This is a genomic window from Bifidobacterium sp. 7101 (genome assembly GCF_000499285.1).
GTDB lineage: Bacteria > Actinomycetota > Actinomycetes > Actinomycetales > Bifidobacteriaceae > Bombiscardovia > Bombiscardovia apis_A.
The window spans coordinates 298,614-316,093 of the sequence record NZ_AWUN01000002.1; the positions used below are offsets into that span (position 1 = coordinate 298,614).

Annotated in this window: 10 protein-coding genes, 1 other RNA gene and 1 pseudogene; 4 read left to right on the forward strand and 8 right to left on the reverse strand. The window is 61.2% G+C overall.

Going from position 1 to position 17,480, the window contains the following annotated elements:
* Window positions 1-32: 32 nt before the first annotated feature.
* From P272_RS0103855 to ffs, 5 genes and pseudogenes are all read right to left on the reverse strand, one after another.
* Complete coding sequence (locus P272_RS0103855) at window positions 33-1,193, reverse strand: DNA polymerase III subunit delta' (protein WP_029678235.1); 1,161 nt, start codon at window positions 1,191-1,193, stop codon at window positions 33-35.
* A 323-nt stretch (window positions 1,194-1,516) separates the two neighbouring features.
* Window positions 1,517-2,170, reverse strand: a pseudogene (gene tmk, locus P272_RS0103860) (dTMP kinase); the annotation flags it as partial.
* On the reverse strand, window positions 2,167-5,043 hold the full coding sequence (gene topA / locus P272_RS0103865; protein ID WP_029678237.1) for a type I DNA topoisomerase: 2,877 nt from the start codon (window positions 5,041-5,043) through the stop codon (window positions 2,167-2,169). The pseudogene tmk and the gene topA, both read right to left, overlap by 4 nt.
* 147 nt (window positions 5,044-5,190) lie before the next feature.
* Window positions 5,191-6,210, reverse strand: a complete 1,020-nt coding sequence (locus P272_RS0103870) for a phosphatase PAP2 family protein (protein WP_029678238.1) — start codon at window positions 6,208-6,210, stop codon at window positions 5,191-5,193.
* A gap of 98 nt (window positions 6,211-6,308) precedes the next feature.
* An RNA gene (gene ffs / locus P272_RS09085) (signal recognition particle sRNA small type) lies at window positions 6,309-6,399 on the reverse strand.
* A 236-nt stretch (window positions 6,400-6,635) separates the two neighbouring features.
* Between ffs and glf the strand changes: the two genes are divergently transcribed.
* Complete coding sequence (gene glf / locus P272_RS0103875) at window positions 6,636-7,814, forward strand: UDP-galactopyranose mutase (RefSeq protein WP_029678239.1); 1,179 nt, start codon at window positions 6,636-6,638, stop codon at window positions 7,812-7,814.
* 26 nt (window positions 7,815-7,840) lie between these two features.
* On the opposite strand, the gene P272_RS0103880 is transcribed toward glf, so the two are convergent.
* Entirely contained in the window at window positions 7,841-8,551 is a 711-nt protein-coding gene (locus P272_RS0103880) for a TetR/AcrR family transcriptional regulator (protein ID WP_155804977.1), read from the reverse strand.
* Between the two features lie 196 nt (window positions 8,552-8,747).
* Between P272_RS0103880 and P272_RS0103885 the strand changes: the two genes are divergently transcribed.
* Window positions 8,748-9,998, forward strand: coding sequence for an MFS transporter (locus P272_RS0103885; RefSeq protein WP_029678241.1), 1,251 nt, complete (start codon window positions 8,748-8,750; stop codon window positions 9,996-9,998).
* Window positions 9,999-10,010: 12 nt separating this feature from the next.
* Window positions 10,011-11,534, forward strand: a complete 1,524-nt coding sequence (locus P272_RS0103890; protein WP_029678242.1) for an alpha-N-arabinofuranosidase — start codon at window positions 10,011-10,013, stop codon at window positions 11,532-11,534.
* A 176-nt stretch (window positions 11,535-11,710) separates the two neighbouring features.
* On the opposite strand, the gene P272_RS0103895 is transcribed toward P272_RS0103890, so the two are convergent.
* The gene (locus tag P272_RS0103895) at window positions 11,711-12,853 is read right to left on the reverse strand and encodes an inositol-3-phosphate synthase (RefSeq protein ID WP_029678243.1); all 1,143 of its coding nucleotides are present in this window, start codon (window positions 12,851-12,853) and stop codon (window positions 11,711-11,713) included.
* A 171-nt stretch (window positions 12,854-13,024) separates the two neighbouring features.
* Between P272_RS0103895 and P272_RS0103900 the strand changes: the two genes are divergently transcribed.
* Window positions 13,025-15,274: a transglycosylase domain-containing protein gene (locus P272_RS0103900; protein ID WP_029678244.1), complete on the forward strand. Its 2,250-nt coding sequence runs from the start codon at window positions 13,025-13,027 to the stop codon at window positions 15,272-15,274.
* 103 nt (window positions 15,275-15,377) lie between these two features.
* Here the strand turns inward: P272_RS0103900 and leuA are convergent, their stop codons facing one another.
* Window positions 15,378-17,288, reverse strand: coding sequence for a 2-isopropylmalate synthase (leuA, locus tag P272_RS0103905; protein ID WP_029678245.1), 1,911 nt, complete (start codon window positions 17,286-17,288; stop codon window positions 15,378-15,380).
* Between the last annotated feature and the right edge of the window lie 192 nt (window positions 17,289-17,480).

The following is a 17,480-nucleotide window of genomic DNA, read 5'->3' on the forward strand; positions in this document are numbered from 1 at the left end:
CTTGGCCGACAATTACGGCAATTGTGTCATACTCAGACCAGCAGAGTGCAGAAAAGGGCCTCGAAGACCAAGAGCGGGGAACCGTTGGCAGCCAGCCTCCTGCGAGCCCGGGCAATCAGCTGAATGCGATCGATGGCCCCCTGCCTGGAGAGCCTGACGGACAGATCGGCAATTGCCGCCCGATTTTCCAAATTGACCAGGCCGGCCTTTTCCTCGGCGCCGTTCTGCAGGACGCCCACATCTCGATAGACGCTGGCCAGGGTGCTTAGGTTACGGTCCAGCACATCCCGGGTCAGTCTGGTGACCCGACGGCGAACCTGATCCTTGCCGCCCAGGGCATGATAGGCCCCACGCAGCTGCCGGGGAATACGTTCTTTGTCCCTAAGCCCGTTGACCTGCCGAAACTCCCGCTCGTCCCTGGCCACCTCATCGTCCACGGTGGCGGTGGCCTGATCCCGGGCCGCATCCACCACCCGGCCAGCCAGGATCACGGCATCAGAAGCACGCCTAAGGCCCAGCAGACCCACCACAAGCTCGTCACGGTCGGCCAGGACCTGATCCCTGGTAGCGTAGAGACAGGCGATGCCTATATGCCCTTGGGCCAGGCGGGCGGCCTTGGCGGCCAGGGGCCGGTCCACCCCCACCTGATCAGTCAGGAAATCGGCCACTGCAGTGTTGGACGGCACAGCCAGGTTGAGCACTCTGGTCCGCGAACGGATGGTGGGCAGCACATCCTGGGCGCTGGGTGCGCACAGAAGCCAGATAGTATGTTCGGCCGGCTCCTCGATCTCCTTGAGCAGTACATTGGTGGTCCGCTCCAGCATCCGATCCACGTCTTCGATGATGATGACCCGCCAGCGCGAGGTTGAGGGCATCTGCTCTGAGGTCATGATCAACTCCCTGACCTCGTTGATGCCGATGGTGACCTTGTTGGTGGACAGTATGGTCACATCCGGATGGGTACCAGCCAGAACCTGCTGAGTGACGCGGGTAGGCTGGTCGCTCAATCCCTGATCCGGACTGATCAGGGCTGCCGCGAAAGCTCGGGCCAGGTTGGAGCGACCTGAACCAGGAGGGCCACAGATCAGCCAGGACTGTGCCACCTCGTCATGGCCCTGCGCCTGAGCGGCCACCGTCCGCTTGAGTAGCTCAACCGTGGGCTGCTGGCCCACAATGGCATCCCAGACACTCATCGGGTCTTCCGCAGGAGCCGGGACCGGAGCAGCCAGCGAGCGCGGGAATCCACAGGAACCGAATTGTCGTCAGCATCCCCGCCGACTGTTCCTGCCTCCATGGGCTGGTCATCCTGGTCAGCGTCAGCTTCCGGTGCCTGATCGGACGTATCCGCAACCTCGGTCCAGTCCGACTCGGCACCCTGCTCATCATCCTCATATCCTGCCGTCGATTCATCCTCGTCGGCATCGTCCTGGGGATCAGTGTCATCAGTGTCATCATCGACATCCGGGAGTTCATCGTCTACCTGAGGCAGATCCGGCTCACGCCCTTCGACCAACTTGTCCAAATCGTCCTGGATGATCTGCCAAATCTGGTCGATGGATTGGGTGGCATCGATAACCAGGAACCGGTCGGGCTCCTTCTGTGCCAGCTGCAGGAATGCCTGGCGCACATGCTGCTGAAAGTCATCGCCAGCCGACTCCAGCCGGTCGGGTTCATGATCCAGACGCGACTTGGACTGAGACGGATCCGCGTCCAGCAGGTAGGTGCGTTTGGGCAGCAAACCCTGACTGGCCCAGAGGCTCAGCCGACGAATCACATCCGCCGACAGATCACGGCCTCCGGCCTGATAGGCCACTGAGGAGTCCAGATAGCGGTCGCAGAGCACAATGTCTCCTCGCTCCAGAGCCGGACGCACCACCTGGGCCACATGCTCAGCCCGATCCGCCGCATAGAGCAAGGCCTCGGTCCTGGGGGCCAGATCGTCGGAGGCATCAACCACGTCGGTACCTCCGGTCACGGCGACCGAGGGAAAAGCGGCCAACCCGTGAAGGACGAGTTCCCGAATAGTCAACCCGACAGGGGTACCGCCTGGCTCGCGGGTAACCAGGGACCGCAGGCCACGCTCCTGCAGATAGTTGTGTGCTTGTTGGACCTGGGTGGTTTTGCCTGCACCATCCACGCCCTCGAAGGAAATGAACAAACCATCGCTCATGCCTGATGCTCCCTAGTCTTGGAAGTCTTGGTAGTTTTAGTCTTCTTCGTGGTTTTGCGTGCGCGAGTGGTCGACTTGCCAGCTGTGGATTTGCTGGACCCCGACTTGCGGGCAGTCGACTTTCGCGCGGTCGACTTGCTGGTGGTCCGGCCGCGCCGCTTAGCAGGTCCGGCCGCGCGCTTCTCCGCCAGCAGGCGGAAGGCCACCTCCGGCTCGATGGACTGGGCCGTGTACTGCTTGGGCAGGGTCCTGTTGGTCTGTCCGTCGGTGATATAGACGCCGTAGAACCCGTCTTTGATGGTGACTGGTTTGCCACTGTCAGGGTCCGTACCCAACTCACGAAGAGGGGGTTTGGCCGCGCTCCGGGAACGCCGTCCGTACTTGGGCTGGTCGAAAAGGGCCTTGGCCCCGGCCTGGTCGATAGAGAAAATCTGCCCCTCGTCGGTCAACGAACGCGTCTCGGTGCCGCCGTCGGCCTTGGTGGCCGTCAGATAGGGGCCATAACGGCCGTTGCTGGCCGTGACAGTGGCCTGGCTGGTTTCTCCCGTCTTGGCATCAGTCAGTTCGATGCTCCCAACCGTCCTAGGTAGGCTGAGCAGTTTCAGAGCATCCTCCAGGGTGACCGTATCCGGATCCATGGTCTTGAAGAGCGATGCCATCTTGGGCTTAGGAGCAGTCTGTTTGGCCGTGCGTACAGTTTTGCCGGACGGCTTTTTCTGCTCGGCCGTTTCCTCCTCAGGGCTGATCAGAGCCACATAGGGCCCGAATCTGCCCTTGCGCACCTCGACGCGACCGCCGGTCTGTGGATCCTTGCCCAGCTGACGGGGACCGCCGGCGTTGGCTGCAATCAGCTCATGGCCCGCCGCCACAGTCAGCTCGTCCGGAGCCATGGTGGGCGGCAACGAAGCACGCTTAGGGTTTCCGTCGGCATCCAGGTTAGCCGTATCTTCAAGATAGGGACCATAGCGGCCGACCCTCACCTGCAGACCATCCCCTATCTCGATGGTGTTGATCTTGCGGGCGTCGATGTCTCCCAGCTGGGCCACCTGCTCCTGCAAGCCCTGATGAGCCTGGTCAGCGTTCTGAGCGGCACCAGGGCCCGAGCCGAAGTAGAACCTAGTCAGCCAGTCCTTGCCTCGCTCCTTACCATGGGCGATCATATCCAGGCCGTTCTCCATCTGCGCCGTGAATTGGTAGTCCACGTATTTGGGGAAGTTGGTCTCCAACAATCTGACCACCGAAAAGGCCAGCCAGGATGGGATCAGGGCACGACCGCGCTCGTAAACGTATCCACGATCGATGATGGTCGAAATAATGCTGGCATAAGTGGAAGGTCTGCCGATCTCCTTGGCCTCCAGGGTCTTGACCAGGGAGGCCTCGGTGTAGCGTGCAGGCGGCTGGGTTTCATGTCCCTCAGGCTCTACGGAGGCGGCGCGAAGCACATCCCCCTTCTGGACTGGAGGCAGGGATGAATCCTCATCGCTCTGCTCAGAGCCAGAACCCACAGCCTTGAGGAAACCGGGGAACTTGATGACAGTGCCTGAAGCCTGGAAGAGGGCCGTACCCTCCCTGCCCACCTGCGCCGACAGGCGGATAGTGGCTGTGGACCCGGTGGCGTCGGCCATCTGCGAAGCCAGGGTTCGCCGCCAAATCAGGGTGTAGAGCTTGAGCTGATCAGGGGCCAGGCGGTCGGCCAGCTCCTGGGGCCTGTGGAAGGTGGAACCGGCGGGCCGGATGCACTCGTGGGCCTCCTGGGCGCCGGCGGTCTTGGTCACATACTGCTTGGACTTGGCCGAAAGATATTCGGCACCGTACTCACGCTCGACCCCCTTGCGGGCAGCTGCGATGGCTTCCTGGGAGAGGGTGACCGAATCGGTACGCATGTAGGTGATGAACCCGTTCTCATAGAGCCCCTGGGCAGCGCGCATGGTAGCCCTGGAACTCATGCCCAGCCGGTTGCCAGCCGTCTGCTGCAGGGTAGACGTGGTGAATGGGGGCTGGGGACGCCGCCGATAGGGCTTGGTCTCCATACCCGTCACCGTGAAGTCCTGATCCTTCAAAGCCTCTGCCAGGCTCCGGGCATGCTGTTCATCCAGCTGCAGGACCTGCTCCTTGGCAGCAGCCTGCGTCAGCTGACCCTTGGATGTGAAGTCCTTGGAGACCGCCAGCCGCTGCTCCCCCAGGCTGATCATGCGCGCCTGAAAACCACTCGACGACGCCGATTCCTTGGCATCCTTCTGCACCAGATGCGCGAGCAGATCCCAGTAGGAGGCCTTGACAAAGGCCATGCGCTCACGCTCGCGCTCCACAATCAGCCGAGTCGCCACAGACTGGACACGCCCGGCACTCAGCCCCGGACCCACCTTGCGCCAGAGCACCGGCGAAAGCTCGTAGCCATAGAGCCGATCCAGCACCCTGCGGGTCTCCTGGGCGTCGACCATGTGGGCATCCACGTCCCTGGTGTGCTTGAGCGAATTCTTGATGGCCTCTGGAGTGATCTCATGAAAGACCATGCGCTTTACCGGCACCTTGGGTTTAAGGGTCTGGACCAGATGCCAGGCGATGGCCTCCCCCTCACGATCCTCATCAGTGGCCAGGTAGAGCTCGTCGGCATTCTTCAGCGCCTTCTTGAGTTCGGATACCGTGTGCTTCTTTTTATCGTCCACAATGTAGTAGGGCTTGAAGCCATCGTTCACGTCTACGCCGAACTTGCCGTAGGCCTTCTTCTGGGAGGCCGGAATCTGCGACGGCTGAGCCAGGTCGCGGATATGGCCCACCGAAGCCATGACCGTGTAGCCCTTGCCCAGGTACCCGCCGATCTTCTTTGCCTTGGTTGGCGACTCAACAATGACGAGCTTATTGCCGGATGCCATGGCCTCTCCTTATATTGTGTTCTTTCGCACGCCATCTTACTCACGAGGTTCCGTCACCATGCAAATCAAGGGGCTATGTGCGCGGGTGTGGATCCCCGAGTTTGATGGTGAATAAATCAAATGCGTTCAGTACGCCAAAAATCAACCTCAGTCATTTTGGGGCGGAGCCGGAGGCCGACCGACAAGGCCCATCCTGGTCAAAGGCGAGGCCGTAATCTGCCTCATCGCCAGAACCAGTCCCAAGGTCAGTGACAGAACCGAGGCCATCATTATGACAGCCGAGCAGTGCACCCCATAGGCCGTCCACCGGGCTCCGATCTCCAGACCAGGACTGACCTGCCAGATGACATAGCAGGCGTAGAGAACCCCCAGGAACCCCGCAACCAACATCAGTGTGGAGACAATCTGGATCGAAGCCGAGGACATTCTGGTCCCAGGAACATCCATCCCGGTGCCTCGAGTGGCGGCCAGAGCAATAAGACAGAGACCAACCGGAATAAGAATGCCCATGATTACGTCTGAGGGGCGATGCCAGCCGCCCTGGACCAGGGAGCAGCCCACGGACAGGTCAAAGGCGAACCCCACCAAGGCGACCGGAGCCCTCCAAACACGCGGCACCACACAGAGCAGGGCCAGGACCACCGCCAGAGCCAGGATGGTGTGTCCGGATGGAGCCGAGTTGGCTGCGGAGGCCTGGGCATGGATCAGCACAGGGCGAGGCAGGAAGCGTTTGAGAATGCGCGCGGCCCCGTAAACCACCAGAGCATAAACCGCAACCTGGCCAAGCAGCCACCACCGGCGGCGGGCCAAAACTACCGCCAGGGCTGCAAGACCCAGCACCACGCAGATCACCACAGTCACATAAGGAATGGTGAACAGTCCCAGGTAGGCCTTGACCAGGGGCGCCTGGTCAAGGAAACCTCGGAAGTTGGTCAGGGCCATGTCGTCATAGGTCTGCCCGGGCACAGTCCAGACCGCTGCCCACCAAACCAAAGCCGACAGACCCAGGCAGACCAGGCCGGCGACCAGGCACAGGACCAGGGCTGAAATCCGGGGGCGAGACGTCAAGGGATCCCGGTCAACATGACTGCCGTCCGCTTCGGTCTGCTCATTCGGGCTCCGGTACCAGGTCTGCTGTGCTTCGCCCTGCTTGTGCTTGTTGGTCATACCTCAAGACTCTATCCAACCCCTGGGTCGACAGCCGACACCCCGTCCGACTAACGCGTTGTTTTCACGACTCCAGCCAGCTCGGGCAGAACACACATGGAAAACTCCCACGCACCCGCCAGAGGCCACTTACCCTTGCTGCATTCCTGCCCTGGGGGGATTGGGTGACATAACGCCACGTGAGAGCAAGTCACCATAATAGCAGACAGGCTCCACTTGTCCACTGAAAAGCGCCGACCCGTCCATGCCAGGTGCGTATTCGGTCGATATTACCGTCCGCTGCTTCCATGACCAGACCTGTCCGCTAGCATGTAGGCAACAGGATCGCCGTACTCCAGCGGTTGATCAGGGATCATGCCGGAACCTGGCAATAGATAATAGTCAGCCCGGCATCACAGCGACAAGGGATGGATGGCTTAAGACGAATGGCTGACATGGATGCTGATTTGGTGATTGTGGGCGCTGGCCTGTTCGGTCTGACCGTGGCCCAGCAGGCGGTCGAGCACAGCGGGGCCCGGGTACGGATCATCGACGTGCGCGACCACATCGGCGGCAATGCCTACTCCTACATGGACGAGGAGACTGGGGCCGAAATCCATAAGTATGGAGCCCACCTCTTCCACACCTCCAACCGCAAGGTCTGGGAGTACGTCAATCGCTTCACCGAATTCACCGACTACACCCACCGGGTTTACACCACCCACAAGGGCGAGGTCTACCCCCTGCCCATCAACCTGGGCACCATCAATCAGTTCTTCCACGCCCACTACACCCCCCAGCAGGCCCGGGAACTGATCCGGGAGCAAGCCGGCGAGCTGGCCGGGACCGACCCGAGCAACCTGAACGACCAGGGGATCAGCCTGATTGGCCGCCCCCTGTACGAGGCCTTCATCAAGAACTACACGGCCAAGCAGTGGCAGACCGACCCCTCCCAGCTACCCGCCTCAATCATCAAGCGGCTCCCGGTGCGGTTCAACTATGACAACCACTACTTCAAGGACACCTGGGAGGGCCTGCCCAAGGACGGCTACACCGCCTGGTTCGAGCGGATGATTGACGACCCGCGCATCCAGGTGAGCCTGAAGACCGACTTCTTCGACAACTCCCAGCCCTGGAACCGGGATGCTCTGGTGGGACAGGTCCCCGTGGTCTACACCGGCCCGGTCGACCGCTACTTCGACTACCGTCTGGGCGAGCTCAAGTGGCGGACCGTGGACTTCAAGGAGCGCCGCTACGACGAGGACGACCACTTCGGCTGCCCGGTCATGAACTTCTCCGATCCTGACGTGCCCTACACCCGCGCCATCGAGTTCAAGAACTTCAACCCCGAACGCTACGACCGGCAGAACCATGAGCGCACCGTGGTCTGGGAGGAGTACAGCCGCTTCGCCGGCAAGGGCGATGAGCCCTACTACCCCATCAACACCAGCGACGACCGGGCCCTCTACACCCAGTACAAGCAACTGGCAGCCCAGCAGCCAAAGGTAATCTTCGGCGGCCGCCTGGGCACCTACGCTTACTACGACATGCACCAGGTCATCAACTCGGCCCTGGATGCCTGGGACAAGAGGATCGCTCCCCTGGTAGGCCCCGCCAAGGACTGAAACAGAACCCGATTCCTGTCGACCCTCTAGCGGCAATCATCCCACTGGGGTGACGGGAAGAGAATGGGTTCCGCCTTTGTCCACAGGGCGATCATGTCGTCGTCGGGATTGGTCAGCGCCTGGATCTGCACCCCATCCATGGTGCAATAAACGGTTCTAATCAACCGATGGAAGGCCGACCGATCCCGATAGGGCTCAGGCAGCTTCCAACGGATTCCGTCCATAAAGTCGATCATCCGGGCATGACGATCACGGTAGTATTCGTGTGCGGGATGAGCCGGATCATGAGCCTCCACAGCCAAATGCATGAAGAGCATGACCAGGACCATACGCTCGGCGTTCTCCTTGATCAGACGACGCAGATAACCCGGCAGCGAATAGAGGGGATGCCCCTCCCGATCTCGACCAATGGCAAGCTCATCGCGCTCACCAGGCTTGGATCCAAAGGTGAAGGAACCCTGGTCGTAGTAGACCTGGATGACCAGGGAGAGCAGCTCCTCGCGCGTGCGGACGTAATGACGCAGTCCCGGCAAGGTCAGACCGACGGCATCCGCAATGGCCTGCATGGAGACACCATAGGTGCCGTAGTAGGCGATCATCTGGGCGGCGACCTGGGCTATCTGTCTGCGGCGTTCATCGGGGGCCATCCGCTGGCGGGCGCCAATCGGGCGGCCCGGAAGGCGTCCAACCTGATCTCCGCCCACCTTGCTACCGGTCTTCCTGTTCGCATCACTCATCAGAATCATCATACCGTTGGCCGACAGACCGTCCTAGGCCGTGCATAGCCCCTTTCTCTGCCCCGTTCCCATGATGGGAACCGCCCGCAAAGACCTGCCCTCTTGCTTATTTTATATTTATAAGATATAAAACAATATGGGAAGCACGGCGCTTCCCCACTGTGCACAGACGCACCGAAAGAGAGGGAGTCGGATAATGACACAAGCCGATTCAGCAGGCGGGCAGGAGCTCGGCACCGCAGCTAAAAGCCGATACTGCATAGCCTTCTTCATTTTCAATCTGTTCTGGATGATGGCCCTGTCCATCGTCGCCTCGGTCCTGCTGCCCCAACGCCTGACCGACATCGCTCCGGGGTCCAAGGTGGCCATATCCGGGGTCTTCAACGCCACCACGGCTCTGACATCCCTGGTATCCAACCTAATCGTGGGCAACCTGTCCGACAGGACCCGTTCCATCTTCGGCCGCAGAACCCCCTGGGTCGTTTCCGGCGGTGTACTGGCCGGTATCTCGCTCTTCCTCATGGGAGTCATCGCCAATGTCTGGGCCATCGGCATCTTCTACTGCCTGGCCATGGTCGGCCTGAACATGATGATCTCGCCAGTAGTCGCCTCCCTGTCCGACCGCGTTCCCGAATCACAGCGGGCCACCATGTCGGCATTCATATCGGCAGGCAACCTGGTGGGCAACTCCCTGGGCACCCTGGTCGGCGCCCGGTTTATCACCATGCAAATCCCAGGCTGGATCATGTCCGGCATAGTCATGGGCGTGGCCGGACTGGTCACAGTGGTCATCTGGCCCAAGGAGCCCTCCTCAAAGGACATGCCCGCCTTGAGCAGCAGCCTGCGCTCCATCCTGGAATCCTTCCGCCCGCCCCGCCACGCACCCGACTTCTGGATGGCCTTCGTGGGACGTTCACTGCTCCTGTTCAGTTACTACATGATCCTCAACTACCAGCTCTTCATTCTTCAGGACTACATGGGCCAGTCCGTCAAAGACTCGGCGGCCACCATGTCGACCATGTCCCTGGTGTTGATCGTGGTCTCCATGATCGCCGCCCTGGGAGCAGGCCCGATCTCCGACAGGATCGGCCGCAGGAAGATGCCCGTGGTCATCGCCAGCCTGCTTCTGGCCCTGGGCTATGCCATGCCCTGGATCATCCACAGCCCCCTGGGCATGATTCTGTTCACCGCCATCGGCGGCTTCGGCTACGGCATGTACGGGTCGGTCGACCAGGCGCTCAACGTTGACGTTCTGCCCAATGCCGAGGAGGCCGGCAAGGATCTGGGCATCCTCAACATCGCCACCACCCTGGGCCAGATGGTGGGGCCCATGGTGACCTCGCTGATCGTCTCGGTGACTAAGTCCTACCAGCTGGTCTTTCCCACCGCCATCGTCCTGGTGCTGCTGGCCTGCATCTTCATCAGCCGCATCCGCACCATCAAGTAAGGAGTCCAAACAGTGAGCATCCATATCGACCCGCGCCTGACCACCGGCACTATCAGCCCCTACTTGCACGGCCAGTTCATCGAATTCCTCGGCGAGTGCATCGATCAGGGACTATGGGTGGGCACGGATTCCTCCATTCCCAACACCGACGGCATCCGCACGGACGCCCTCAAGGCCCTGAAAGCACTGAAGCCCCCCCTGCTGCGCTGGCCCGGCGGCTGCTATGCCGACACCTACCACTGGCGTCAGGGGGTCGGGCCCCGCAACCAGCGTCCGGTGGGATACAACGAGAACTTCGGTACCTACCAACCTGACGGGCATGGTTTCGGCACCGACGAGTTCCTCCGCCTGTGCCAGGCCATTGGCACCGAACCCTGGATCAACGTGAACATGCTGAGCGGATCCGTGGCCGAGATGCGCGACTGGATGGAGTACTGCAACCGTCCATCGGGCACGGCCATGTCAGCCATGCGGGCCGCCAACGGCCACCCCTCCCCCTATGGCGTGAAGTTCTGGGGTCTGGGGAACGAGCCCTGGGCCGGCGGGGGGACGATGACCCCGTCCATGTACGCGGACCGCTATCGGATGTTCGCCTCGGCCATGCCCACCTTCGCCGAGAACGGGGATCAGCCCCCGATGATCCGGCCCATCGCCTGCGGCCCAGACGGAAACAAGCCTATGGAACGGGTGCGCTGGACCAAGGACTTCTTCCAGGCTTTGGCCCAGTACCGCCAGCCGCCCATCGCCGCCTACGACCTGCACTTCTACAACTGGAACATCGATCACCCCAACGACACTTCCACTCAGTTTGATCAGGACGGCTGGGATCGGGTGATTCAAGGCGCCCTTGAACTCGGTGAGGTCATCGACCAGCAGTGGGATCTGATGCAGGCCTGCCTGGCCACCATGCCCCACCCTGAGAGCACCATGGATTCCAGGCTGACAAGGGTCGACCTGGTCATGGGCGAATGGGGCAACTGGCATGGCGATGCCTTCACGGCTCGTCCGGCGCTCCGGCAGCAGGTGACCATGCGCGACGCGGTCACCTCGGCTCTGACGCTGGATATCCTTCAGTCCAGATGCGACAAGGTGTCCATGGCCTGCAATGCCCAGACCCTGAACGTCCTCAACTCGTTGATCCTGACCGAGGACGACGCCACAATCCTGACCCCCAACTACGACGTCTTCATGATGTACCGGTGCCACCAGGGAGCCCGGGCGGTCCAGAGCCTGCCGGAGGCCGACAACCCGTCCCTGCACGTCTTTGCCTCGGTCAAGGACGGACACATCATGGTGGATCTGGTAAACGCCGACATGGCCTCAGCCGCCGAAGCGACGCTGACCCTGCCCGAGCCTGTGCGTCCTGCGGGCATGCAAAGCCTTTCCGCACAGGATCCACATGTCTGCAATACCCGATCCGACCCGGACCAGGTCAGGGCTCGCCAGGTCGATGTCTCGGACATCCCCGAAGGACGTGAAATTACAGTCCGTCTGGACCCGGCCTCAGTGAATGTGCTTGACCTGGCCATGGTCTGAGAATCAGCAGCAGCGATCGGCGGGCTGGGCACTATGCCTGAAGTCCGCCGACTCAAATCTACGATCCAGCTATATAAACAAACCAAACATATAAACAGCATGTGGCCGATCCCCCGAAAGAGGTCGGCCACATGCTTATATCAGGCGCACGACAGCACCCGACTGGGGTGTTCTACTCAGGCGTGCCAGACGTCCTTGCCGTTCTCCTTTGCGGCCTTGACATCGGCATCCAGGGCGCTCTCGTCACCCTCCACCTTGCCGGCGATGTAATCCTCGACCAGCTGACGGGCCTCGTTGTCCTCATGCTGGACAGCGGGCGACTTCATGAAGTAGGAGCTGGGTGCCAGCACCGGGCCGGCCAGGTGGCGGTCCAGGGCGATCTTGGCGGCGCGCAGGGCATCGATGACGATGCCAGCCGAGTTGGGCGAATCCCAGACCTCCAGCTTGTACTCCAGATTCAGCGGGACGTCACCAAAGGTGGTGCCCTCCAGACGCACAAAGGCGAACTTGCGGTCATCCAGCCAGGCCACATAGTCGGAAGGGCCGATGTGGACGTTGTGGGGATCCATGTCGTGGGGAACGATGGAGGTGACTGCACGGGTCTTGGAAACCTTCTTGGACTCCAGACGAGTACGCTGCAGCATGTTCATGAAGTCCATGTTGCCGCCGACGTTCAGCTGGTAGGTGCGGTCCAGACGCACGCCGCGATCCTCGAAGAGGCGGGCCATGACCCTGTGGGTAATGGTGGCGCCCACCTGGCTCTTGATGTCATCACCCACGATGGGCAGGCCGGCATCGCGGAACTTCTGGGCCCACTCGGGGTCTGAGGCGATGAAGACAGGCAGGCAGTTGACGAAGGCGCACCCGGCCTCGATGGCGGCGGTGGCATAGGCCTTGTCGGCCTGCTCAGAGCCGACGGGCAGGTAGGAGACCAGCACATCGACCTTCTTGTCGCGCAGGACCTGGGCCACATCCACGGGCTCGGCATCCGACTCGGTGATCATCTTCTTGTAGTACTCGCCCAGTCCGTCGCCGGTCGGCCCGCGCAGGACCTCCACGCCCTTGTTGGGGACGTCGCAGAACTTGTAGGTGTTGTTTTGCGAGGCGAAGATAGCCTCGCTCAGGTCCTTGCCGACCTTGAGTGAATCCACATCGAAGGCGGTCACGAACTCCACGTCACGAATGCGGTAGCCACCGAAATTGGCGTGCATGATGCCGGGGATTTTGTCATCATCCTTGGCGTCCTTGTAATACTCGACTCCCTGTACCAGCGAGGAAGCGCAGTTGCCCACGCCCGCTATAGCTACACGGATGCTCATACAAACTCCTCTGATTTACTGAGTTATTCCAACCTAAGCATACCTTCTCCCGATGAATAGCATGGAGGAATGAGCAGTACAGAACTCCAAGGATGGCGCAAACGTACGAAAATGATGAACGTTCAGCCTTAGGTCGAACAGTTTTCAGCCCCGCCGGATAGCGTGGTTGGCATGGCCAATCAGACTCGTTCAGTCAGTTCGACCTCTCCCACACGCAGGACCCAGTCCGGAACGCGCGGCAGCAGGAATCGCGCCGACAGGCTCACCTCGCGGCATGCCGACCGGAAACCCCGGGGCGGCGGACCCCGTCGCGGACGGCCCCACAAATCGCATCGCGTACTTAAGTGGACCCTGGCCCTGCTGGGACTGGTGCTGGTCGCCGGGGCGGCGGCCTTCGCATACCTGTATCTGACCACTGAAATCATCCCGCCTGAGAAACAGGCCCTGGCACAAAAGACCACGGTCTACTATGCGGACGGCACCACCCCCATCGGAACCTACGCCAATCAGAACCGGGAGATCATCAACTGCTCGATCCTGCCCAAGTATGTGGGCAATGCGGTCGTTGCCTCGGAAAACCGCACCTTCTACAAGGACAACGGCATCGACCTCAAAGGCATCAGCCGAGCGCTCTTCAACAACGTGACCAAGGGCACCCGACAGGGCGGATCCACCATCACCCAGCAGTATGCCGAGCGCTACTATCTGGGCGAGACCACCACCTACAAGGGCAAGCTACGCGAGGCCATTCTCTCCTTGAAGATTTCCAGGACTGAGGATAAGGACACCGTCCTTTGCAACTATCTGAACACCATCTACTTCGGACGTGGCGCTTACGGGATCCAGGCCGCCGCGCAAAACTACTTCGGTAAGGACGCCAAGGACCTGACCATGCCTGAGTCGGCCATGCTGGCTGGCATTATCCCCGCCCCTGCCTCCTGGGACCCGGCGGTCAACCCCAAGCAGGCCGAGTCCCGCTTCCGCCGCGTGCTGGCCATCATGGAGGAGGACCACTACATCAGCCATCAGGACCGGGCCAGCGCCCAAATGCCGCAGACCATCAAATACATGCCGCAGAACGTCTACCAGGGACCCAACGGCTACCTGCTGCGCATGGTCCGCAACGAGCTGTCCTCCGGCAAAAAGGCCCCATTCACCGCAGACGACCTGGACACAGGAGGCTACCGGATTATCACCACCATCCAAAAGGACAAGCAGGATCTGATGTTCCAGGTGGCCAGTCCGTCCACAGGCAACAAGCATCTGCCAGCCACTCTGCAGATCGGGGGACTTTCGGTCGACCCCAAGACCGGGGCCATCATCTCCCTGTACGCCGGTGACGACTACCTGACCCACCAGCTCAACAACGTGGATCAGGCGACCTTCCAGGTCGGTTCGACCATGAAGGCTTACACGCTCCTGGGCGCCATCCAGGATGGGGTCAGCCTGAACACGGTCTTCAACGGCAATTCACCGCGTACCTTCTCCAGCGTGGGCAAGTCCGTAGCCAACGCCGGAAATGTCAGCTACGGGTACATCAACCTCTACTCGGCATTCGCCAACTCGGTCAACACGGTCTTCATGGACCTGGGCGAACACGTGACCTCACAAAAGATTGCCCAAGTAGCCCACACAGCCGGCATCACCGGGAAAATCGATGATACGACCACCTTCGACACCCTGGGTGTGGACGCTCTCTCGGTCTATGACGTGACCCAGGGTTACGCCACCCTGGCCAATGGAGGGCAACGGCCCAAGTTGCACCTGGTCGCCCAGGTCAAAGACACCAAGGATCAGGAGCTTTACACGGCTGCAATCCAGTCGGATCAGGTCTTCAACGCCGATCAGGTGGCTCTGCTGCAGAAGGCCATGACCACCACGGTCCAGCGCGGCACTGCATCCTATGCCCGTTCTCTGGGGCGACCCATCGCGGGCAAGACCGGCACGGCCAATGACCAGACCGCCATCTCCTTCATCGGATTCACCCCCTCGCTCCTGACCACCTTCGCCGTCTGGAATCAGGGGCAGGACGGCGGCGCCCTGAAGGTGCCGGATCACTATCACGACAACTTCTATGCGGTCCAGCTTTTCACCCAATATATGAAGTCGGCTCTGGGCAACAGTCCAGTGGAACGTTTCCCGGATGCCGAAGACCACGGCAAGGTCGGTGGCCCGGAAGGCAACTGGGGCACCGGATCCAGGCAGAGCAGCTCGTCCACGCGCAACCGTGAATACTCATACGCACCCAGGCAACGCTCCCAGCGCCAGAACTCCGAGCAGGAGCAGTCCGGGTCCGGCAGTGGTTCGGGCGCTGGTGCTGGAGGCGGAACGGAGAGCGAAGACAACAGCGGCAGCAGTGAGGGCGGCAACGAAGGCAGCACTCAGGGTCAGGGCAACTCCGGGGGCGAGTCATCCCAGTAGTAAACCAGCCAGCGGGTATACCTGTTCAGACAATTTGGTCCGATCCGGGCGTAACTGTGCGTCCGGATCGGGCCTAAAGGACCGGTATTGGATTTTCTGGCCTTCAGCCGCGCTGGAAACGGTTGAGCGCCGAGATGATGGCCTTGAGGGAGCTGGTGGAGATGGACGAGTCGATGCCCACACCCCAGATCACCCGGGACCTGGCCGGTTCACCCACCTGGCATTCCACGTAGGAAGCCGCCAGAGCATCCGTACCGGCGGTCATGGCGTGCTCGGCGTAATCCAGGACCGAGACGGTCTGATCCAGGGACTTGAGTGCATCCAGGAAGGCCGCAATAGGACCATTCCCATGTCCCTGAACACGACGACGCACCTCAGGATCGCCTGGAGCGAGCCCCCTATCCAGCAGGGTGGCATCGAGAACCGTGTCGGAGCCGTCCTCGCCGGAGGTGACTGCCACATTCAGCAGCTTGAAGCGTCCCCACTGATGCAGGGTCTCGTCGCGTTGATCGGCCATGGACTCGCCGCCGACAACGCTTCCGCCGGCCTCCACGGGCAGGTACTCGTCCTTGAAGAGCCGCCAGATGTCGGCATCCTTGACCTCGCGCTTGGTGCTGTCGGCATAGCTCTGGACCAGACGTTCGAACTCCACCTGGAGACGCTTGGGTAGATCCAGATGGTGGTTGGCCTTGAGCAGGTAGGCCATGCCGCCCTTGCCCGACTGGGAGTTGACCCGGATGATGGCCTCGTAGTTGCCGCCCACATCCTTGGGATCGATGGGCAGGTAGGGCACCAGCCAGAGGAAGTCATCGGGGTTGGCGTTGGCGCGTAGAGCCGCCTGCTGCCGGGCATCCAGCCCCTTCTTGATCGCATCCTGGTGGGAGCCGGAGAAGGCTGTGAAGACGAAATTGCCCACATAGGGGTGCCGCTCGGAGACGGCGATCTGATTGCAGTACTCCACCGTCCGACGAATGCCGGGCATATCGGAGAAGTCCAGCTGAGGGTCGATCCCCTGGACCAGCAGGTTCAGCCCCACCGTGCAAATGTCGACATTGCCGGTGCGCTCGCCATTGCCCAGCAGACAGCCCTCCACCCGGTCGGCCCCGGCCAGCAGACTGAGTTCGGTGGCGGCCACAGCCATACCCTCGTCGTTGTGGGGATGCAGGGAGAGCACCACCGCATCCCGGTCCTTGAGATTGGTTGATATGTACTCCACCTCGTCGGCGAAGACGTTTGGGGTGGTCATCTCCACGGTGTTGGGCAGGTTGATGATCATGGGGTGTTCCGGCGTGGGCCTGATCACGTCGATGACCGCGTTGCAGACCTCCAGGGAATACTCAGGCTCTGCCCCGGAGAAGGACTCGGGCGAATACTCATAGGAAAGATCAGTGCCCCCGGCATCGGCCTCCAGGGAGCGGCAGAGCTCGGCAGCGTCGGTGGCCAGCTTCTTGATCCCGGCCTTGTCCTTGTGGAAGACAACCTCCCGCTGCAGGACCGAAACCGAGTTGTAGAAGTGGACCACGGCCCGCTTGGCCCCACGCAGGGCCTCATAGGTTCGGCGAATCAGGTGCTCGCGGGCCTGGGTCAGGACCACGATGGTCACATCGTCAGGAATCAGCTCGCGCTCTATCAGTAGGCGAATGAAGTCATAATCGGTCTCGGAGGCCGAGGGGAAGCCCACTTCGATCTCCTTGAAGCCCATGGAGATCAGCAGATTCCAGAATCTCAGCTTGCGCTCGGAATCCATGGGGTCGACCAGGGCCTGGTTGCCGTCGCGAAGATCGACCGAGCACCAACGGGGCGCCCGCTTCAGGGTCTTGCCCGGCCAGGTGCGCTGCGGGTAGTCGAAGGGAACCTGCTTGTTGTAGGCCACATATTTGTTGTAGGGCATGGCACTGGGCTTCTGCGGCGAACCCACGAACCTGGGGGGAGGCAGCAGCAGGTCGTTGTTCCCTCCATTGGACGCCGCGGCCTGGGCCGCAAGATCAAACACGGATGCACGATCCTGATCCATCTCTCCTCCTTCTTTCGTTCGTCGGAAACCACAATGTCACCCGGCTATAGGTGTTCGGGCAGGCCGAAATCGTACCGGGGGTGCCATTATCTTACCGGAGGAGAGCCGGGACATGCGGTCCGGGTCCGCATTCCGACGCAGGGAAAAGCCGGCACATGGGGTCTGGCATAATTCGCATGGGTGTCAAGGACG

Bases quoted from the DNA above. Each gene is read 5' to 3' on its own strand.
- P272_RS0103855 (WP_029678235.1), bottom strand. From the start codon at position 1,193: ATGAGTGTCTGGGATGCCATTGTGGGCCAGCAGCCCACGGTTGAGCTA.
- topA (WP_029678237.1), bottom strand. From the start codon at position 5,043: ATGGCATCCGGCAATAAGCTCGTCATTGTTGAGTCGCCAACCAAGGCA.
- glf (WP_029678239.1), top strand. From the start codon at position 6,636: ATGGCTGACATGGATGCTGATTTGGTGATTGTGGGCGCTGGCCTGTTC.
- leuA (WP_029678245.1), bottom strand. From the start codon at position 17,288: ATGGATCAGGATCGTGCATCCGTGTTTGATCTTGCGGCCCAGGCCGCG.
- P272_RS0103895 (WP_029678243.1), bottom strand. From the start codon at position 12,853: ATGAGCATCCGTGTAGCTATAGCGGGCGTGGGCAACTGCGCTTCCTCG.
- P272_RS0103900 (WP_029678244.1), top strand. From the start codon at position 13,025: ATGGCCAATCAGACTCGTTCAGTCAGTTCGACCTCTCCCACACGCAGG.
- P272_RS0103885 (WP_029678241.1), top strand. From the start codon at position 8,748: ATGACACAAGCCGATTCAGCAGGCGGGCAGGAGCTCGGCACCGCAGCT.
- P272_RS0103870 (WP_029678238.1), bottom strand. From the start codon at position 6,210: ATGACCAACAAGCACAAGCAGGGCGAAGCACAGCAGACCTGGTACCGG.
- P272_RS0103880 (WP_155804977.1), bottom strand. From the start codon at position 8,551: ATGAGTGATGCGAACAGGAAGACCGGTAGCAAGGTGGGCGGAGATCAG.